At 63.3% G+C, this 17473-nt stretch carries 12 protein-coding genes, 1 pseudogene and 3 riboswitches; of the genes and pseudogenes, 5 read left to right on the forward strand and 8 right to left on the reverse strand.

Annotated elements, in window-relative coordinates; translation table 11 throughout:
- Positions 1-27 precede the first annotated feature (27 nt).
- From JFN90_RS15775 to JFN90_RS15800, 6 genes are all read right to left on the reverse strand, one after another.
- Positions 28-8664: an isopeptide-forming domain-containing fimbrial protein gene (locus JFN90_RS15775; RefSeq protein WP_199396085.1), complete on the reverse strand. Its 8637-nt coding sequence runs from the start codon at positions 8662-8664 to the stop codon at positions 28-30.
- 187 nt (positions 8665-8851) lie between these two features.
- Positions 8852-9013: a hypothetical protein gene (locus JFN90_RS15780; RefSeq protein WP_199396086.1), complete on the reverse strand. Its 162-nt coding sequence runs from the start codon at positions 9011-9013 to the stop codon at positions 8852-8854.
- Positions 9014-9128: 115 nt separating this feature from the next.
- Positions 9129-9204, reverse strand: a riboswitch (cyclic di-GMP riboswitch).
- A gap of 130 nt (positions 9205-9334) precedes the next feature.
- Positions 9335-9411: riboswitch (cyclic di-GMP riboswitch) on the reverse strand.
- Between the two features lie 174 nt (positions 9412-9585).
- Positions 9586-10002, reverse strand: a complete 417-nt coding sequence (locus JFN90_RS15785) for a bacteriohemerythrin (RefSeq protein ID WP_199396087.1) — start codon at positions 10000-10002, stop codon at positions 9586-9588.
- A gap of 143 nt (positions 10003-10145) precedes the next feature.
- A riboswitch (cyclic di-GMP riboswitch) is annotated at positions 10146-10222 on the reverse strand.
- 146 nt (positions 10223-10368) lie between these two features.
- Positions 10369-10647, reverse strand: coding sequence for a hypothetical protein (locus JFN90_RS15790; protein ID WP_199396088.1), 279 nt, complete (start codon positions 10645-10647; stop codon positions 10369-10371).
- 55 nt (positions 10648-10702) lie between these two features.
- Positions 10703-10990 (reverse strand): hypothetical protein, encoded by a 288-nt coding sequence (locus JFN90_RS15795; RefSeq protein WP_199396089.1) that lies wholly within the window; start codon positions 10988-10990, stop codon positions 10703-10705.
- Positions 10991-11115: 125 nt separating this feature from the next.
- Positions 11116-11940, reverse strand: a complete 825-nt coding sequence (locus JFN90_RS15800) for a mechanosensitive ion channel family protein (protein WP_199396090.1) — start codon at positions 11938-11940, stop codon at positions 11116-11118.
- Positions 11941-12494: 554 nt separating this feature from the next.
- Between JFN90_RS15800 and JFN90_RS15805 the strand changes: the two genes are divergently transcribed.
- Both JFN90_RS15805 and JFN90_RS15810 read left to right on the forward strand, forming a co-directional pair.
- On the forward strand, positions 12495-12734 hold the full coding sequence (locus tag JFN90_RS15805; protein ID WP_199396091.1) for a hypothetical protein: 240 nt from the start codon (positions 12495-12497) through the stop codon (positions 12732-12734).
- A 114-nt stretch (positions 12735-12848) separates the two neighbouring features.
- On the forward strand, positions 12849-13178 hold the full coding sequence (locus tag JFN90_RS15810; protein WP_199396092.1) for a hypothetical protein: 330 nt from the start codon (positions 12849-12851) through the stop codon (positions 13176-13178).
- On the opposite strand, the gene JFN90_RS15815 is transcribed toward JFN90_RS15810, so the two are convergent.
- Complete coding sequence (locus JFN90_RS15815; RefSeq protein ID WP_199396093.1) at positions 13179-14441, reverse strand: glycerate kinase type-2 family protein; 1263 nt, start codon at positions 14439-14441, stop codon at positions 13179-13181.
- A 145-nt stretch (positions 14442-14586) separates the two neighbouring features.
- Entirely contained in the window at positions 14587-14985 is a 399-nt protein-coding gene (locus tag JFN90_RS15820; RefSeq protein WP_199396094.1) for a hypothetical protein, read from the reverse strand.
- Positions 14986-15370: 385 nt separating this feature from the next.
- Between JFN90_RS15820 and JFN90_RS15825 the strand changes: the two are divergent.
- From JFN90_RS15825 to JFN90_RS15835, 3 genes and pseudogenes are all read left to right on the forward strand, one after another.
- Positions 15371-15574: pseudogene (locus JFN90_RS15825) on the forward strand (methyl-accepting chemotaxis protein); the annotation flags it as partial.
- A 293-nt stretch (positions 15575-15867) separates the two neighbouring features.
- Complete coding sequence (locus JFN90_RS15830; RefSeq protein WP_199396095.1) at positions 15868-16632, forward strand: substrate-binding domain-containing protein; 765 nt, start codon at positions 15868-15870, stop codon at positions 16630-16632.
- A gap of 69 nt (positions 16633-16701) precedes the next feature.
- Positions 16702-17460 carry a substrate-binding domain-containing protein gene (locus tag JFN90_RS15835; protein WP_199396096.1) on the forward strand — a complete coding sequence of 253 codons (759 nt, stop codon included), beginning with the start codon at positions 16702-16704 and terminating at the stop codon, positions 17458-17460.
- Positions 17461-17473: the final 13 nt, after the last annotated feature.

A 17473-nucleotide genomic window follows, 5' to 3' on the forward strand; every position in this document is an offset into this window, starting at 1 on the left:
GGAGCCCACGCTCCTACGTCTGCGGCCTCACGGCGGCGCGCCCCGGCGCCAGAAGATCTCGGTCTCGACAGTTAGGGGGTAGCCGTCCCCCCACGTGCCGGAGATCTCCTTCTTGAGCGCCTTGAGACGCTCTTCCACCAATCCCTTGCTCTCCACCTCGGCGAGGTAGGAGAGCCGCAGCACCGCCGGCGCCTTGCGGAGCTCCTTCAAAAGGAGGTCGACCCTCGGCTGCCACTGCCTGCGCAGCTTGGTCCCCTTGGGCTCGAAGGCGCCGTCGGCGACATCCAGGGAGACCACGTGGTGGATCGCCGCGCCGAAGTTGAAGCGCAGCATCTTGCCCCGCGTGGCCCGCTCCACCTGCGGGTTTTCGCTGGTGACGCGGTAGCCGGTGGGGAGGGTGCGCTCGTCGAGCTTGAGTATGAAGTTGCTGCCGCGGTCCTCGTCCGGGACCACCGCGCAGGTGATGTGGAAGCGGCCGAACTCGTCGGTGGTGGCGACGAGCCCCCGGGCGGTGACGGCGCGCACGCCGGCGAGTCCCTTTTCTCCCTGGTCGGGGTAGCCGTTCGCGTTGGCGTCGTCGAAGACCTTGCCGATCACGTCGGTGCAGTCGAGATCCGCATCGGGGATGACGCGGACGGTCGCGGAGGCGACACCGGAGGCGACGCTGTCGGTGATGTTGTCCAGCACCTGGGCGCGGTTCACGTATTCACCCTCGGAGACGCCGGAGCTTACGATCATCAGGAAGGTGATGCTGTGGCTGGTGCTGCTGGTGAGCTGCGCGACGCTCCAGGTCATCTGGCGTCGGTTCTGCACCGGCTCGACCTTCTGGCCGTCCAGGCGCGCCGACCCGGCCACGTATTTGAAGCCCGGGGGGAAGGTGTCCACCACGCTCAGGTTCCTGAGCGTCACCCCCAGGGTGTTGTTGAGGGTGATGGTGTAGGGGACCAGCGCGCCGCGCGACACGTTGGTGAGCGCGGCGGTCTTGCTGATGGCGATCGCCGTGTTGAGGGTCGGGTCGACGGCGATGTGGTTGTTGTAGATCTGGCTGTAGCCCGGCTGGAGGTTGTCCAGGGTGAGCCGCAGGTAGTAGGCGGTGGCGGCGCCGGGGACCACCGAGGCGCCCGGCGCCAGGTCGGAGGCCTGCGCCTCGCAGTAGCCGGCCGTCGCCGGCACCGCGTCCGCGGCGCTTCCCGGGCAGGACGGGACTGCGAAGGAGGCGGTGCTGTCGCTGGACATGGGGGGGACCAGCTTGGAGACGCCCGCCATGTACCCGGAGGAGGGGGGCGTCACCTGGATCAGGTACTCCCCGCCGGAGGGGCAGGAAGGATCGCTGAAGTTGAGATCGAATTTATAGAGGCCGCTGGCGGTGGTCACCTGCCCCTGCTGGACCGGATCGTTGAAGCAGCTGCCGGAAACGGGCGTCCTGCTCCCCGCCTGGACCATGGCCAGCGTGGCGCCCGGCACCGGGGTGCGGACGATGGAGTTGTAGACCACGCCGTTAGGGGTGAGCGGCAGGTTCAGGTCCTGCAGCAGAGAACCTCCGCCGGCCACGATATCGGAGATGCGCTGCATGCCGTTGCTGAAGGAGGAGCTGCACCAGCCAAGGAGGGCCGTGGTAGCGCCGGCGCCCGGCGCGCGGAAGCGGAGTTCGTACTTGATCGGGGTCCCGGCGTTGGGGGTCACCCCGCTGAAGCGATAGGAACCGTCGGCGGCGCTGTTCACCGTCCCCACCACGCGGCCGTCCTGGTACAGCTCCACGGCCCAGCCGGCGGAGGCGATCTCGCCGCTATCCAGCGCGTTGTCGTGGTTCGCGTCCTGCCAGACCGAGCCGGCGAGGCTCGCGCTGCCGGGCATGCCGCCCACGGTGACCGAGGTCCCGGCGCTGGCGACCTGGGTGGGGGTGTCCCAGCTCGCCTGGGCGGTGTTGGTGACCACGCTGCCGCTTGCTACGGTAGGGTTCAGTTTCACCTCGAAGCGCAGCACCACGGACGCCCCCGGCGCCAGGGCACCGTAGCTCGCGCCGTAGTTGGCGCTGATCACCGGCGCCGCGAAACTGACCCCGTTGGAGGAGCCGTTCATCACCGCTGAACCGGCGACGTAGCTTCCCTGGGGCAGGAGCGGGGTCAGGTCGTCGGTCAGCACCACGCCCGTGGCAGGCACCTGGCCTACGTTGGTGGCGCGCACGGTGTATTCGAGGACGCTTCCGGCAACGGCGGCGCCCCCGCCAAGAACCACGGCGGACTTGGTCACCGTGAGCTTTTGTGCGTTACCCACCGCGATCACCGTCGGCTGGTAGCCGTTGGTGGGGTTGCCGTCGGAGTCGGTGGCGAGAAGCGGCAGTTGCGCCGTTGCCACGCTCCCCTGGTTGCTGATCACGGTGCCCGAGGCGACGCCCGGGTTGACCTGGACACGGAAGGTTACGACACCGGTGCCGCCTGCCGCGAGGGTCCCGGCACTTGCGGGGGGCGCAGGCGGGTTGACTCCCTGGGAGACGACACCGATGCCGTTGGTTAGGGGGCAGACGCCGGGACCCGGATCGGAGATGGCGGCGCCGTTTAGCCGCACACTCTCCGCCACGTAGGTCGTGTTGGCGGGGATGGCGTCGGTCAGCAGCACGCCGGTCGCCGGAGTCGCTCCCGAGTTGGTCATGGTGATGGTGTACTGGAGCGCGTCGCCCGGATCGACCAGGCCGTTGCCGTTGGCGTCGCCGGCAAGCTGGACCGTCTTCAGCGCGTAGACGAGCGGCAGGTTCCCGACCACCACCGTGGTGGGATCGTTGGGCACCGGGGTCGCGGGGTCGTCGGAGGCCTCCTCGGGGAAGGGGCCGCTCGCGGCGCCCGTTCCGGCCAGGACCCCCTGGTTCGAGATCAGCGTTCCGGCCACCACGCTCTTGCTGATCCGGACCTCGAAGGTGATGGTGGCCGCGTTACTGGCCGTCCCGGCTGCGGCGGGCATGGTGCCCGGCACGGGGTTCGCGGGGGAGTTGACCAGCATCCCGCCTTGCAGGGGGCTCACGCCGGCACCGGCGTCCGCGACCGGCTTGCCGTTCAAGGTGGTGCTGTTCGCGACGTAGGAGGTGTTGGCCGGGATCTGGTCGCGCAGCGTGACACCGGTCGCGTTCTCGGTGCCGTCGTTTTTCACGGTGATGGTGTAGCGCAGTGTGTCACCCGCCGTGACCGTGGCGCTCCCGGAGGTGACGTCCCGCACCGTCTTCTGGAGCAGGAACCTCGGGGCCGACGCGATCACGGTCCGGGTCGGATCGGCCGTTCCCGGCAGAGAGGGATCGTCGCTCAACTGCGACGGCAACAGGGGTGAGGCGATCCGCGCCTGGTTGGCTACCAGGGAGCCGCTGTCGATCACCTGCGCGAGCGTTGCCTGGAACTCGACCACCAGCGAGTCGCCCGCCTGCCCCTGCGGCGCCACGCTCAGGTTGCCGATGCTTACCACGCCGGTCCCCTTGGTGCCGCCGTTAGCCGAGGTGGCGGCGGCGTTCGCACCCGCAGGCACGCTCAGAAGCTTCAGGGTCCCCGGCGCGAACATGGCCACCGCGTTCAGCTTGTCCAGTTCATCGGTCAGGGTGAAGTTCGCCGCACCCAGTGCGCCCACGTTGCGGATGGTGAGGGTGTACTTCAGGGTGTCGCCCGGCTTCGCGTTGGCGCCGGACTGCCCGGTGGTCACGTTTTGCACGGTCTTCGCGAAGCTCAGAAGCGGCGCCTGGGTGGTCACGGTGAAGGCGTCCTGGATGTCCAACACGCCGGGGGTGCCGTTGGTGAGCGCGCCGGTCGTGGTCTGTATGTCCGCCGCCGCGGTGACCGCCGGGTCGGCGCTCAGCCACCTGGTGGCGCCCGCGACGTTGGTGAGGGTGATGCCACCGGCCGTGTAGGGGTCGAGCGAGGCACTGTAATTTACCAGCAGGCGCTCGCCGGGGGCGATCGCGGCCGCTGCCGATTTCATGGTGACGGTCATGGTGCAGGCGGGGGCGGGCGCGAAGCTCACGGTGAAGTCGGTGCCATTCGCCAGGCTGGGCGACACGGCGGTGACCCCGTCGGCCTGGTAGATGCGCGCGGTGACGTTGGTGGGCGCGGAGCCGCACATGCTTCCCGGCGCAGGGGTGGTCACGTTGGGGAGGATGTCGGTGAGGGCCGCCTGCCACGCGGTGCTGCCGCCGGTATTCTGGACGTTCAGGGTGAAGACGCCCGGGGCGAGCGCGCTGATGGTCGCCGGCCCGCTCTTCTGCACGGTCAGCGCGGGGCCGACGATGGTGATGGCGGCGCTGGCGCCCGGCGCACCGTTGGCCTGGGTGGCGGGGGTGTTGTTCACCCCGTTGTATGTGTAGGTCGCGGTGTTCTGGAACTGCTTGCCCAGGGTGTTGGCAACCGAGTTGGTGAGCACCACCGTGACGTTCACCACGGCCTGCTGCCCGGGCGGGATGTCGATGCCGCTGCCGCTGTCCTGGATCACCAGGTTGGTGGCGGCTCCTGTGTTGACCGGCGTGAAGGCCGGGCCGGAGACCCGCTGGGCGCTGAGGAAGCGGAGGTCCACGCCGGTGAGCGAAGAGCGGAGGTCGTCCAGGATGCGCACGTCGTACATGGCCGTTGGCTGCGGCACGGCGGGAACGGTGATGGTGTAGCTGAAGGGGCGGCCAATGGCGGCCGTGGTCACCTGGGCCTGCTTCGAGAGCGCCGTGGCCGCCGCGGTGGTGAGCTGCACCGTGGCCGCGGTGGTCGGTCCGTAGAGCTGCCGGTTGGCAAGGACGCTCGCCGTCGGGACGTCCTGGCTGTCGAAGGAGTAGTAGGCGCTCACCTGCGCCTGGTTGTTCAGGGTCACCCCCGCCCCCAGCCCCGCGTCCCCCTTCACCTGGTAGGTCACCTGCAGGGTCTGGCCCGGCGCGACGGCGTAGAGACCGGCGGAACCGGCGACGTCGAAGTTCCAGGCGGCGACGCCGGTGGCCGCGCTGTAGGTCGGCGCGAGCGTGGGGAGGGTCGCGCTGGTCGCGCCGGTGCTGCTGTCGATTAAGGTGACGCCGGTGGTGGTGACGCCCCCCTGACGCAGACCTACCGGCAGCGTGTCGCTAAGGACCGGGTTGTAGGCGGGCGAGGTGCCGCTGTTGGCCATTTTGACCGTGTAGGTGATCGCCTCGCCGGCGCTGATCACGGTGCCGCCGCTTGCCGTCGCGGCACTTTTCGACACGTTCAGAAGCGGCTGCCAGACGTTGAGGGTCGCGCCGGAGTTCTTGGGCGTCGCCGCCACGCCGTTGATGGCGTAGTTGAGCGTGGCGCTGTTGACGAGCTGCTGCGCCGTCGGCGACTGCGCCAGCGCGTTCTTCACCACGTGGGCGCGGTACTGGATGGTCAGGGTGTTGTTGCCGACATTGTTGTCGGCGGCGTTGGCCACGTTGCCCAGGTTCCAGGTGAGCGTCCCGGTGGCGCCGGGCGCGGGCTGGGAGGAGACCGTGTAGCTGAAGTCCCCCCCCGAGGCCGGGGCGATGCTCACCATGCCGTCGAAGGCGAGCCCCGCCGGCAGCTGGTCGGTGAGCACCACGTTTTGCGTGGTCCCTTCCCGCAGGGTGAGGGCTAAGTTGTAGACCACGGTGTCCCCCACGCGCAGGGTCGAGTCGGTGCCGCTTCCCGGAGCGGCGCTCCAGGAGTCGGAGACCACGGTCTTGGCCAGGGCGGTCGGGTCGAACGATGAGACGGTGGCGGAGACCGGGCCGGAGCAGTAGTTGTTGGGCGCGACGGCGTTGGGGCAGCCGGCGCCGGTGCGCTCGCCGGTGACCGAACCGGAGAGCGAGGTCCAGTCCACGTAGACGTTGTTGGTGATGGGCGCGCCGCTGGTTTCCAGCACGGTCACCAGGTAGCTCAGCACCAGGGTGCCGCCCGCCGGGATGTCCAGGCTCGCGTCGCCGTTCTGGCTCCCCCAGTCCACGGCGCCGTTAGCGAGCGCTGCGGGAGTGGTGATGAAGCCGCTGACCGCCACCCCGTTGATCAGCGCCGTGGCCGAGCCCGGTACCAGCGAGACGTTCGAGGGGAGGAAGTCCATGACATCGGCGTCGTAGGCCCGGGCGGCGCCGTCGTTGGTAACGGTGATGGTGTAGCGCAGCACATCGCCCGGCGCCGCCGCGGAGGACGCGGCCTTTCCCGCGGGGGAAGCGTAGCCTACCGCCTTGGCCGCGGTCAGGTGCGGTTCGACCACCGTCATGTTGGCCGTGGTCGCCGCGCCGCCGGCCGACTGGCTCAGGCTGTCGCCGTTCAGCTTGTTAAATGTATAGGAAGCGGTGTTGTTGAAGGCGAGGCCATTGCGGTTGACGCCGTTATTCTGCAGGGCCGCCGTCACCTGGATCACCGCCTGCCCCCCGGCCGGGATGTCGATGCCGGTGGCGAGGTCCTGCAGGATGACGTTGGTCGCCGTGCCGGTGTTGGTCAGGTTCCAGTTACCGCCGGAGATGACCTCCGCGTTGACAAAGCTCATGCCGGCGGCGGAGAGACCCAGGTTGTCCAGTATCCTCACGTCGTAAAGGGGAACGTCGGCCGGGGTGGCGGGGACCTTGATCTGGTAGCTGAACTGCTGGCCGATGGTCGCCGTGGCCGGCGATGGGTTTGCCTTGGCAAGTGCTCCGGGGGCCTGGATGGTGACCCGCGTGGGATCCCCTCCCGAGCCGAGCAGCGCGGTGCCGTTCACGTAGGGGTCGTCGCTCGGGCCGGACCAGACCGTCGCCGGGGTGGTGGTACTGTCCACCCCCGTGACGTTCGCCTGGTTGGAGACCACCGTGCCGTTCACCAGGGTCGAGTCGAGCGTGGCGTCGAAGTCGATCTGGATCTGCGAGTTGGTAGCGGCGCCCCCGGGGAGGGTGAGGCCGGAAATGGTGATGGAGCCCGGGGTTCCGCCGCTTGGCTGGGTGACGCTTACCGAGCCCCCCGCCGGTGTGACGGTGACGTTGGAGATCGAGCGCAGCCCGGCCGGAAGGGTATCGGTGACGGTGACGCCGTTCAAGGGGGGCCAGGTAAAGTTCTGCAGGAGCAGGGTGTAGCGCAGCCGGTCGCCGGGGAAGGCCGCGGTGGCGGGAGTGTAGCCGGTGGTGAGGTCGCGCACGGTCTTTTGGAAATAGTAGCCGGCCAGCGCGGCGGTCACCGTATAGGCGTCCTGAAAGTCGAGGGTACCGGGGGTGCCGTCGGTGATGGTCCTGTCGTATTCGCGGCGCCCGGCATAGCTGCTTTTTGCGCTGAACCACCTGGTGGCGCCCGCGATGTTGGTGAGGGTTGCGCCGGAGGCGACGCCGGTGCTGTCGACCTGGGCCAGGTAGGTGACGATCAGGCGCTGAGTGGGGGCGATCTTCGCGGCATCGAGCAGGGTGAGGGTGAGAAGCCCCGGCGTGCCGCTGCCGCCGCTCCAGGTGACAGTGAAGTCGGTGCCGTTTACCAGCGGCGCCGAGACCGGAGTGACGCCGTCGGAGGCGAAGACCTGGGCGGTAAGGGTACCCACGGGGGAGACGGTGCTCATCCCGGCCGGGATGCGGTCGGTGATGCTGGTGTTCCAGGCGTCGCTTCCCCCGGTGTTCTGGACGTTCAGCGTGTACTTTACCTGCGAATCCATGTTCACCGTCGCGGCCGAGCCGGTCTTGGTGAGGGTCAGGTTCGGTTCGACCACCGTCATCGGCGGCGTGGTGCCGGGCCAGGCCTGGAGGTCGACCATGCTCACCGAGTTGATCGGCTTGTTGAACCACATGTTGGCGGTGTTGGAGAACTGCGCCCCCGCCTGGTTCGCGCCGGCCGGGTTGTTGTCGAGGACGACGGTGACCTCGATCTCCAGATTTTTACCCGCCGGGAGCGAGGCCAGGTCCGGGTTGTATTCATAGGAGAAGACCAAGTGCTTGGTAGCGTCCGAGAGGATGCCGGGGTGGCTGGTGAGCCAACCGGCGCTGGCACCGAGGACCAGCGGCGCCCCCCCGTTCAGCGGCGTTTTGCTGCCGGTGGCAGGGTTTACCAGGTAGGCGACGTTGGTCACGTAGCTAATCGCGGCGCCCGTGGCGGTGAGGTCGTCCGGGATGACGACGTTGGCTACCGTGGCGTCGTCGCTGTTGGCCAGGTACTGGAAGGTGCCGCCGGCATCGAGTTTCCCCAGAAGCGGCACGCTGATCGTGTAGGTGAAGGGAACGCCGACGGCGGCGGTGGTCTGGGCCGGCGGGTTTTTCTTGCTCACCGCGTCGACCGGCACCATGAAGGCCTGGCAGGCGGGGCTGATGTTGTTGTACCCGCCGGGAGCCCAGTAGATCCAGAAGTCGGACTGCGTCGGGTCGTTGCACGACATGTTGCCGTAGTAAAAGACGTTCAGAAACGCTATGTAGTAGGACTGCTGCTGCGGGAAGTTGAAGTTTATGTTGGTGATCGGGAACCCGCCGACGGAGTCGGGGAAGTTCTTTATGGTGCAGTTCGTGTCGATGCCGAAGGTGGAAGCCGATTTGACCGCCGCGAACGTGGCCGGATTGTAGCCGTCGACCACCCCCCCGAACTCGGAGCAGAAGATCCCGGCCGCCCGCGCTGTAGTTCCCCATCCAAGCAGCATGAGTAAAAGTGCGGCGGTCGCGGCCAGGCGCAGAATGGACGAAGCGGCGCCCGTCCTGGTAGCAACCACCGATAACATCAGCTTTGTCTGTGTAAGAATTCTCACTTCGGCCCTCGACGAAATCGCGCAACTTTGGTTCGGCCTCTAAGGATTCCGGCCTGCATGCACCATAAAAAAAACCCGCGCCACAACCGGTGCTTCGGCTGATGACGCGGGTTTCACTTGCCCCGTAGGGATGAGACTTACCGCTGCTAGATTTTTGCTGTTCGTAGGTCCGGCCTGCGTGGCCGGGTCACTTCATTCTTTCATTTCTGACCGCGTCACAAACGCGGTAGTCCGCGATGTTGACGGTAACCTGCAGGTGCGGAGCGGAAAGCAGCCCTATCTCCTTCATACACTGGGTCAGCTTTCGCTTCCACTCCGGGTCAAGGCTCGGTTTCGTCATCTTTTCCATGGCATGCCTCATGTACCTCTGATCTTAGGTAATAAAAAAGGAGCGCTCCATCTTCCGAAGATGAGAGCGCTCCTTGAGTCGGTGTTTGCCGGATGCCAAGATGCTAACCCATCTCTTCGGCAACCCGGCTATCCTTTACAGGACCCGTGGCTTTGCGTCACCAGATCACTCTGGTTTTGCCCGTTCGGAGAACGTATTCGGTTTTTTTTAAGCCATGCAGCCGCGGTCGCCGTGCCAATAAAAAAAGGCGCTCTCATCTGCCAAAGATGAGAGCGCCTCTTGTTCGGTAAATAGCCGGATGCCAAGATGCTAACCCATCTCTTCGGCAACTCGGCTATCCTTATTCAGGACCCGTGGCTTTGCGTCACCAGATCACTCTGGTTTTGCCCGTTCGGAGAACTTCTTAATCTGTTGTAATTGACGGCCACCTTTTAGCAGATGGCTTAACGCATTGCAACAATTTTTTCATGCAATCGTAACTGAAACCATTTTTTTCAGTACAAAGACCGGCGCCGACCGTTCAACAATCCCACCGCACGAGAGTGCCGCCACTACAAAAATGCTGCATTATCTCATGCTATTCCGCTCCCCATACCGGAGATTGAGAGTTCCCCCACGAAAGCCCCCAGCTTCGCATCGCACTGGCGGATGTGACGTTCGACCCACTGGTCCAGGATGAGCAACCTGTCGATGCTCAGGCTGCTTGCGTTTCCGGGTTTGCAAACGTCAATCATCCTCTCCCTGAAAAGCTCATGTTCATCCCTGTGGGCAAGAAAATCCGGGTAGCACGTCTCCATCATCAGCACCTGCTCGTAGTCGAAACACTGGGACATGTACACCAGAATCTCGTCGAGTAGGTAACTTTCAGGGGGCATCCCGGCCACGAAGCAGTTATAGGCTTCGTTTATCTTCTTGACCACGTACTTGTGACACTGGTCGACGTCTTCAATACCGGTCACCAGGTCCGATGTCCATCTAGTGGTAAACATAGGCCCTCCGATGGCATTATGCCAATCATCCGGAACGTTCACGCTGGATATCTCCGTCTTTTCGAAACCCGCCCCTGCCACTCAGGTCTTTTCTGCGCCCTTTAAACGCAAAAAAGCCGGGGCCTCGATATCTGGAGTGATATTTCGGCGACCCGGCTGTCTCGGTGAGACCCTGTAGGCTTTCCGTCCCATCCTCGCGGATGGTTTAGTATTTTCGTGTATCGGTTCTTGCTATTGCGGCGCAACATACCGCACGAAGGAATCCATGTCAACGAGTTTCAATGTGTTCGCCCTAAACTTGCTGTCTGGACAACACTTTCCGGCACCTGACCCAGGCACTTCGCTGGCATTTTTGGTGCGGCATCTCTACTTGCCGCCCAGTGCCGTCTTGACCTTCTTCAGGGTGTCGATGTTCTTCTGCAGGCCGCTGACGTTCTTCTCCATCTCGGTAATGGTGGTGCCCAACTGGGCCACGCTGCCGATCACGCCTCCGCTGCCCGCTGCCCTCTGCAGCAGCTCGCTGCCCAAGTCTCCCATCTGGGCGTTGGCCCTTTGCTCGGTAATCGATCCGCAGAGATACCCTGCCACAAAGACCACGGCAAAGGCCGCGACCCGCAAGCTGTAGACGACGCTTTTTCCTTTCATGTCAGCCCCTCCTTATTGTCCAATCACTGTCGCACCGCCACGTCCGAGTGTCGGCCTACTTTTTCTTTTCCTTCTTCTCAGGCTTGGCGGCGCCGTCCTTGGCCTCGATGCTGGCGGCTTTCATGGTGTACATGATGGTGACCTTGCTGCCGACCTTGACATCGCCGGTGACCTTGGTGTCCTTGTCCTTGGCGATCTGCCACTTCTCGCTCCCCTTCTGAACTACGATCATGTCGTCCTTTACTTCCAGTACCGGACCGGTCACCTGGTAGCTCTTGGGAGCTGCATAGACGGTGCTGGCGGCAAGCAGAGTGATTCCCGTTAACGCTGCGATCAGTTTCATCCTGTTTCCTCCTTGAGATTTGTGAGTGCTGAACGCTAAATTGATAACAGTTTACTTGCGCAAGTCAAACGGCGACGGCGGACGGCCCGGCCATATCCGCTGGGCTGTGATCAAACTTCCGCCCTTCAGCAGGCAAACTGTTTCTGCAGCATAACCGTCTGCACCGGCATCGGCGCCGGGAACCCCGCGGCGGCGAGGCTCTCCCGAATCACCTTGTTGCCATCAAAGTACACCTGCCAGTAATGGTCATTGTGGCAGAAAGGGCGCACCGCCAGCACCGGGCCGAGGAGGGTGAATTCCAGGATCTCCACCTGCACCTGGGGATCGGGCAGGACGTTGGCAACCTGGGCGAGTTTTTCCCGCAAAAGCAGCATCGCTGCGACGTGGTCGGCCTCGCCGGAGAGTTGGCACTTCATTTCGACCCGCCGGAACGCGTTAACCGAGAAGTTCTGGATGGTATCGCTGAAAATCTTGTTGTTACCGACCATGGTCAGGACGTTGTCCGGCGTGTTGATCGAGGTGATGAACAGCCCGATCTCCTTGATGGTCCCGGTCACCCCGGCGGCGGTCACGAAATCACCGACCTTGAAGGGATGCAGCACGATGAGAAAGATCCCGGCGGCAAGGTTGGCGAGAAGGCCGCCCCAGGCGGCGCCAATAGCGATGCCGACACCGGCGACCAGGGCTGCAAAGGTGGTGGTCTGAATGCCGCAATAGCCGAGGATGGCGACCACCAACACGATGTTCAAGGTGACGGAAACGAAGTTGCCGATGTAGCGCATCAAGGTCGGATCGACCTTCTGTCTCTCCAGTACCCCCTGCAGCATGCGCCCGACCAAACCGATGAGCCAGCGACCCACGAGCCAGAACAGTATTACTGCGACAAGTTTGGTACCGTATTCCGTGGCAATCGTTACGGCGAGTTGCTGATACTGCCCCATGTTTCCCATGTTCCCTCCTTGAAGCTGTAGTTGCCTCGTTTGTTGAACACCGTCCCCTGTAACAGCTTGAAAAACATGTCCAGTTTACACTCATAGTCCCTGTTTACAATATGACGAGGACCAGCATTCTCATCACTTATGCTATCAAGACGACCCGCTATGAGTACGAGCCTCATCTTTGTGATAGAGCTGATGTAACAGAAGGGGCACCGTTCACACGGTGCCCCTTCTGGATATGCCCTGGTTGCGGCGGCGCATCGGCTCAGCCCTCTATCTGGGGCAGGCGTCAGTTCCTGGATCCCCATCATCGATCTGGGGCGGGCTACTTCTTGCCAGCGAAAATCTGGTCGAAGATTCCACCATCGGCGAAGTGGGTCTTCTGGGCCTACTCCTACCTCATTTGAGGTACGACCTGAAGCAAATAAGGCATTCGGTCGCCCTCCGCGGCGGACACGGGCAAATAGGATCCTCAAGAAATCAGCAGGTTAAGCAAAACAACAAAACCTGGCACGGCTAATGCTATACAAGGTGAGAAGTTCAAACTCATACTAGGAGATTTTCAAATGAAAAAGATCGTTTCTTCCGTAATTGCTGCTCTCGTTGCTGTTGCTTTCGCTGGTGTTGTTTTCGCTGCTGACGCTGCTCCGGCTGCCGCTCCGGCTGCTGAAGTGAAGAAAGAAGAAAAAGCTCCGGTGAAAAAAGCCGCTAAGAAGAAAAAAGCTAAGAAAGCTGCTAAGAAAGCCGAGAAGAAAGAAGCTGCTCCGGCTGCTGCTGCTCCGGCCGCTGCTCCGGCTGCAAAGTAATTCCGCTTTAACCTGTAGTAGGAAAAGCCGCCCGCTGGTTGACAACGGGCGGCTTTTTTAATATCACGCCGTCAAGTAACGACTGCCCCCGCATCGGGCAGCCAGGGGTGTATCATGCGGAAGGTCCTCTGCACCGGGTTCGGATGGGTAACGGCGGGATATTTACTGGTCGTGGTGCTGGGGTATGTCGATTACCTGACCGGCGATTATTCTCTGCTTCCCTTTTACCTCGCCCCGGTATCCCTGGTTTCCTGGCAGGGAGGAAGACGCGGGGCACTCCTGGTATCACTGCTCGCCGGCCTGGCGCGCTACGTCTCCGACTACTACAGCCACTCCGCCGTGACCTTCAAGCCCTGGCAGTCCCTGGAAGACACGGCGCTCATCGTCGCGGTCGCCTTCCTGGTCCTCGTGATGAAGAAGCTGATGACCGAGACCCGGGTCTGATCAGCCGGTAATAAGGATGGCCCTGAAGTCGTTCACGTTGGTGAATGTGGGGCCGGTCACCAGCGTTTCCCCTACCGCCTCGAAGAAGCCGTGCCCATCGTTGTCGTCCAGGCTGCGCTTGGGGTTGATGCCCAGTTGCCACGCCCGCCGCAAAAGATCGGGAGTCACAAAGCCCCCGGCTGTTTCTTCCTGTCCGTCGACCCCGTCGGTATCCCCCGCCACCGCATAAATCCGTCGCTCACCTTGAAGCGCCAGCGCGAGCGCCAGCAGGAACTCCACATTGGGTCCGCCGCGTCCGCTGCCGCGCACCGTCACCGTGGTCTCCCCTCCCGACAAAAGGACGCAGGGCGTGTCGAAGGGCTGCCGGCGCCGTGCCACCTGCAGTGCCAGCGCCGCCAGGACCCTGGCTACCTCTCTCGATTCACCTTCGACCCGGTCACTCAGGATGTGCGCGGCAATCCCGTTGCGGCTGGCGACCTGCGCCGCGGCTTCCAGGGCCGCCTGCGGCGTGGCGACCAGGCGGAACTGTGCGTTTTTCAGGCGCGGGTCGTCCGGCTTTACCGACTCTCCCCGCCCGGAGGTGAGACACTCCCGCAGCGACTCGGGAAGCGGGATGCGGTAGCGGTCCAGGATGGCGAGCGCGTCGGCGCAGGTGGTGGCGTCCCCGACGGTAGGGCCGGAGGCGATGTCGGTTGGGCTGTCACCGGGTACATCCGAGATGGCCAGGGTAAGCACGCGGGCGGGATGGCAGGCGGCGGCAAGCCTCCCTCCCTTGATGGCGGAGAGGTGGCGCCGGACGCAGTTGATTTCGGTAATGCCGGCTCCGCATTTCAAGAGTTCCCGGCTGAGTTCCTGCTTTTGCGCCAGGGTCACGCCCGCCAGAGGCAGCGGCAACAGGGCGGAGCCGCCGCCGGAAATCAGGCAGACGACGAGGTCATCGGGGGTGAGGGCGGCGACCAGTTCCAGCATCCTGGTCGCCGCAGCGCACCCCGCCTGGTCCGGGACCGGATGCGACGCGCTCACCACCTCGATGCGGCGGCAGGGGACCTCGTAGCCGTAGCGGGTCACCACGAGCCCCGCGGCAATCTCCCCGTCCCACGCCTCCTCGAAGGCGCGCGCCATGGCAGCCGCAGCCTTACCCGCTCCGATCACGACCACCCTCCCCTGCGGTCGGGACGGGAGGTGGCGCGCCAGGCAATACTCGGGACGCGCCGACAAGACGGCGGCTTCAAACATCTGCTGCAGCAGTTTACGCGGCTCCACGATTCCTCCCCCTGCGGCTTCAAGTTCCCTCGATAGATACAACATCGAGGCGGTCCCGCGCAAGCGGTGAAAGCCTCCCCCAAACGACAAGGGCCCGCGGATGTCCCGCGGGCCCTTGCGCCACGATGTGATCAACTCACCCAGGTTAATACTGCTCCCTCTTGATCCAGCCGTACTTCTCGCCGGCATAGAAGTGCCCGTGGCAGGCGTACGGCCCGTTATTGTAGATGTCCACCACCAGCACCTCCCCGCACACCGGGCAGGGGGGGGTCGGTCGTTCCCGGTTCCTGGCCTCGGTCCTGAGATTCTCAAGCTGGCATTCCAGCAGCTCGATGCGCGCGACCAACTCGCGATCCAACAGGTGCTCCAGGCACCCCTGCACGCCGCATTTCTGCTCTTTGCCGTCCACCAGCACGGGGTGCTGGCATTCGGTGCAGCTGCAGTCGACCTGAAAATTTCCGCACAGGGGACAGCGGTTCTCTTTGATCTCCGGCAGCGCGAAGCACCCCGGTGGGTAAATGTAGCTCAGAATGGATCGGGTCATGTCTCTTCCTCCCATTCGGCAGCCTGTCGCTGCGACACCTGGACATCTAAAGTGATTGAGGGATGGCACAATGGTTAAAATCCTGCCATAAAAATTTGATAATGCAAAATTCGACTGCTGCACGGCTCAGGACACTGGGACGAGCAGGATCACGAGGTGCTCCCTGGACCAATACTGGGACAAATCGAATGCGCCCGTGAGAAATGACCGATGCGGTTGGGAAGAAGGGGGCCGAAGAGAATGTTCAACACCCCCCAATACCCGATGAGGAGGAAGTATGTTGGCCAATCTGAAAGTAGGAACAAAAATGCTGTCGGCCTTTCTGCTGGTTGCACTGATAACTGCGCTGGTCGGCGGCATAGGCGTACTGAAGATTCGCCAGATCGACGTCGCCATGCAGATCCACCAGGTGGCGACCGCGGCCGAAGAGCAGACGGCGACCACCAACGAGATTTCCTCCAACATCGTGCAGATAACCCAGGTCGTGCAGCAGACCTCGCAGGGGGCACAGGAGTCGGCGTTGGCGGCCGCCCAGTTGCATACCAATTCCGAGGAACTGCAGCAGTTGGTCCAGCAGTTCCGGCTTTAGCTGCCACGAGGAGCGGGGCACGGCCCCGCTTCTCCTCCCACCCGTTCCGCCACAGACGTTCACGCTCCCGTCTTCCCTTGGGAGAGGGCCAGGGTGAGGGTCTAGCGGAAAATCATCACAGATCGCAAAAGAAAAGATTCTATTACACACCCTCCATCACCTGTCACATCCCCTCATAAATGTCTCAATTATTAATCTTCAAGTTTTCCTTGTTGTCTGACGAATAGAACACGTGCGTCTGTGAGACAGTCGTGGCTTCTCACCATTTCAACCTGTAAGCAGGAGGAATAGCTATGAGTGTAATTCGTGTTGCGGCAGCGATTGTCGTGTCAATGCTGGCAGGTCTTAGCGCCCAAGCCGGTGCCGAGGAACTGAAAATCGGAGCGGGGGGCGCGCCCACCGAGAATATACTGAAGCCGGTCCGTGCCGCGTTCGAGCAGGCCTCCGGCCTCAAGCTCTACATCGTCGCATCCGGCCCGAAGAACGCCTTCGTGGACCTGGAGAAAGGGGACGTGGATGCCGCCGCGGCGGGGCTTACCTACCAGGACTGGCTGGCACTGATGAAGAAGGAAGGGGCCGAGGTGGGCCAGCCTGGCGCCTTCACGCCCGTCGTCATCGGCAAGGACAAGATCAAGGTGCTGGTGCACAAAGAGAACAAGGTGAACCAGCTGAGCGCCGAGCAGCTGAAGGGGATCTTCTCCGGGGAAATCGCCTCCTGGAAGGAAGTCGGCGGAGAGGACGCGCCTATCCTGGTGGTAGTCGGCAAGTTGACCCCTGGCACCAACAGCATGTTCTTCAAGAAGTTTATGGGCGACAAGCCGGTCGCCAAGGACGTCATCGACGCCACCACGGCCGAGGACGTGAGACTGAACGTGGCCTCGAACCCCTCCGCCATCGGCTTCGGCCCGCTCTCCCTGGTGGACGAGTCGGTCAAGGCGGTGCAGACCCCGGAGCTTGCCCGCGACATCACGCTCGTCACCAAGGGGAAGCCCTCCGCCAAGGTCCAAAAGCTCCTCGACTTCATCAGCGGCGACGGCAAAAAGTACATAAAACAGTGACGGACGCCTGACACAGGACGATATTCCCGTCTCGTATCGAGACCTATTTAACCAGGAGGGGACACAGTTATGAAAAGAGGGATGATTTATCTGGCACTCGTTGCATCGATGGTCTTCGGCAGCACCGCCATGGGCGAAGAGATCAAGGCGGGAGGGGGCGGCGCTCCCATGGACGGCTATCTGAAACCGGTGCAGGAAGCGTTCGAAAAAAGCACCGGCATCACCCTGAACCTCAACTTCAGCAGCGCCACCCTCGCCTTCAAGCAGCTGGCGGCGGGCGAACTCGACCTTTCCACCGCCGGCCTCGCCTATGCCGACCTCTTGAAGACGGCCAAGAAGGAAAACATCGAGGTCGCCGACCCGTCCGCCTACGTCGCCACCGAGATCGGCGCCAGCAAGATCTACACGGTGACCCACAAGGACAACCCGGTCACCGCACTCTCCATGGAGCAACTGAAGGGGATCTTCACGGGCAAGATTACCAATTGGAAAGAGGTGGGCGGCAACGACGCCCCGATCCTGATCGTGCTCTCCTCGATCAATCCCGCAACCAACGCCGCGTTCAAGAAGCTCGCCATGGGCGACGCCCCCTTCGTCACCGACGTGGTCGATGCGGGGAGGTTCGAGGACGTGCGTGAAAAGGTCGCGGCGAACCCCGAGGCGATCGCTTTCGGCCCGGTCACCATGCTGGACGCCACCATCAAGACCGTGAAGACGCCGGACGTGGCTCGGCCGGTCATCGTGATCACCAAGGGGGCTCCCTCGCCCAAGGTGCAGAAGCTGATCTCCTTCATCAAGGGAGAGGGGCAGAAATACATCAAGCAGTAACCGATTACCGCTT

The sequence above is a fragment of the Geomonas propionica genome, assembly GCF_016458235.1.
Taxonomy (GTDB): Bacteria; Desulfobacterota; Desulfuromonadia; order Geobacterales; family Geobacteraceae; genus Geomonas; species Geomonas propionica.

What these genes read in the sequence shown, in the direction of transcription:
- JFN90_RS15800 (WP_199396090.1), bottom strand. Translation starts at nt 11,940, where the DNA reads ATGGGAAACATGGGGCAGTATCAGCAACTCGCCGTAACGATTGCCACG.
- JFN90_RS15820 (WP_199396094.1), bottom strand. Translation starts at nt 14,985, where the DNA reads ATGACCCGATCCATTCTGAGCTACATTTACCCACCGGGGTGCTTCGCG.
- JFN90_RS15780 (WP_199396086.1), bottom strand. Translation starts at nt 9,013, where the DNA reads ATGGAAAAGATGACGAAACCGAGCCTTGACCCGGAGTGGAAGCGAAAG.
- JFN90_RS15805 (WP_199396091.1), top strand. Translation starts at nt 12,495, where the DNA reads ATGAAAAAGATCGTTTCTTCCGTAATTGCTGCTCTCGTTGCTGTTGCT.
- JFN90_RS15835 (WP_199396096.1), top strand. Translation starts at nt 16,702, where the DNA reads ATGAAAAGAGGGATGATTTATCTGGCACTCGTTGCATCGATGGTCTTC.
- JFN90_RS15810 (WP_199396092.1), top strand. Translation starts at nt 12,849, where the DNA reads ATGCGGAAGGTCCTCTGCACCGGGTTCGGATGGGTAACGGCGGGATAT.
- JFN90_RS15790 (WP_199396088.1), bottom strand. Translation starts at nt 10,647, where the DNA reads ATGAAAGGAAAAAGCGTCGTCTACAGCTTGCGGGTCGCGGCCTTTGCC.
- JFN90_RS15830 (WP_199396095.1), top strand. Translation starts at nt 15,868, where the DNA reads ATGAGTGTAATTCGTGTTGCGGCAGCGATTGTCGTGTCAATGCTGGCA.
- JFN90_RS15795 (WP_199396089.1), bottom strand. Translation starts at nt 10,990, where the DNA reads ATGAAACTGATCGCAGCGTTAACGGGAATCACTCTGCTTGCCGCCAGC.
- JFN90_RS15785 (WP_199396087.1), bottom strand. Translation starts at nt 10,002, where the DNA reads ATGTTTACCACTAGATGGACATCGGACCTGGTGACCGGTATTGAAGAC.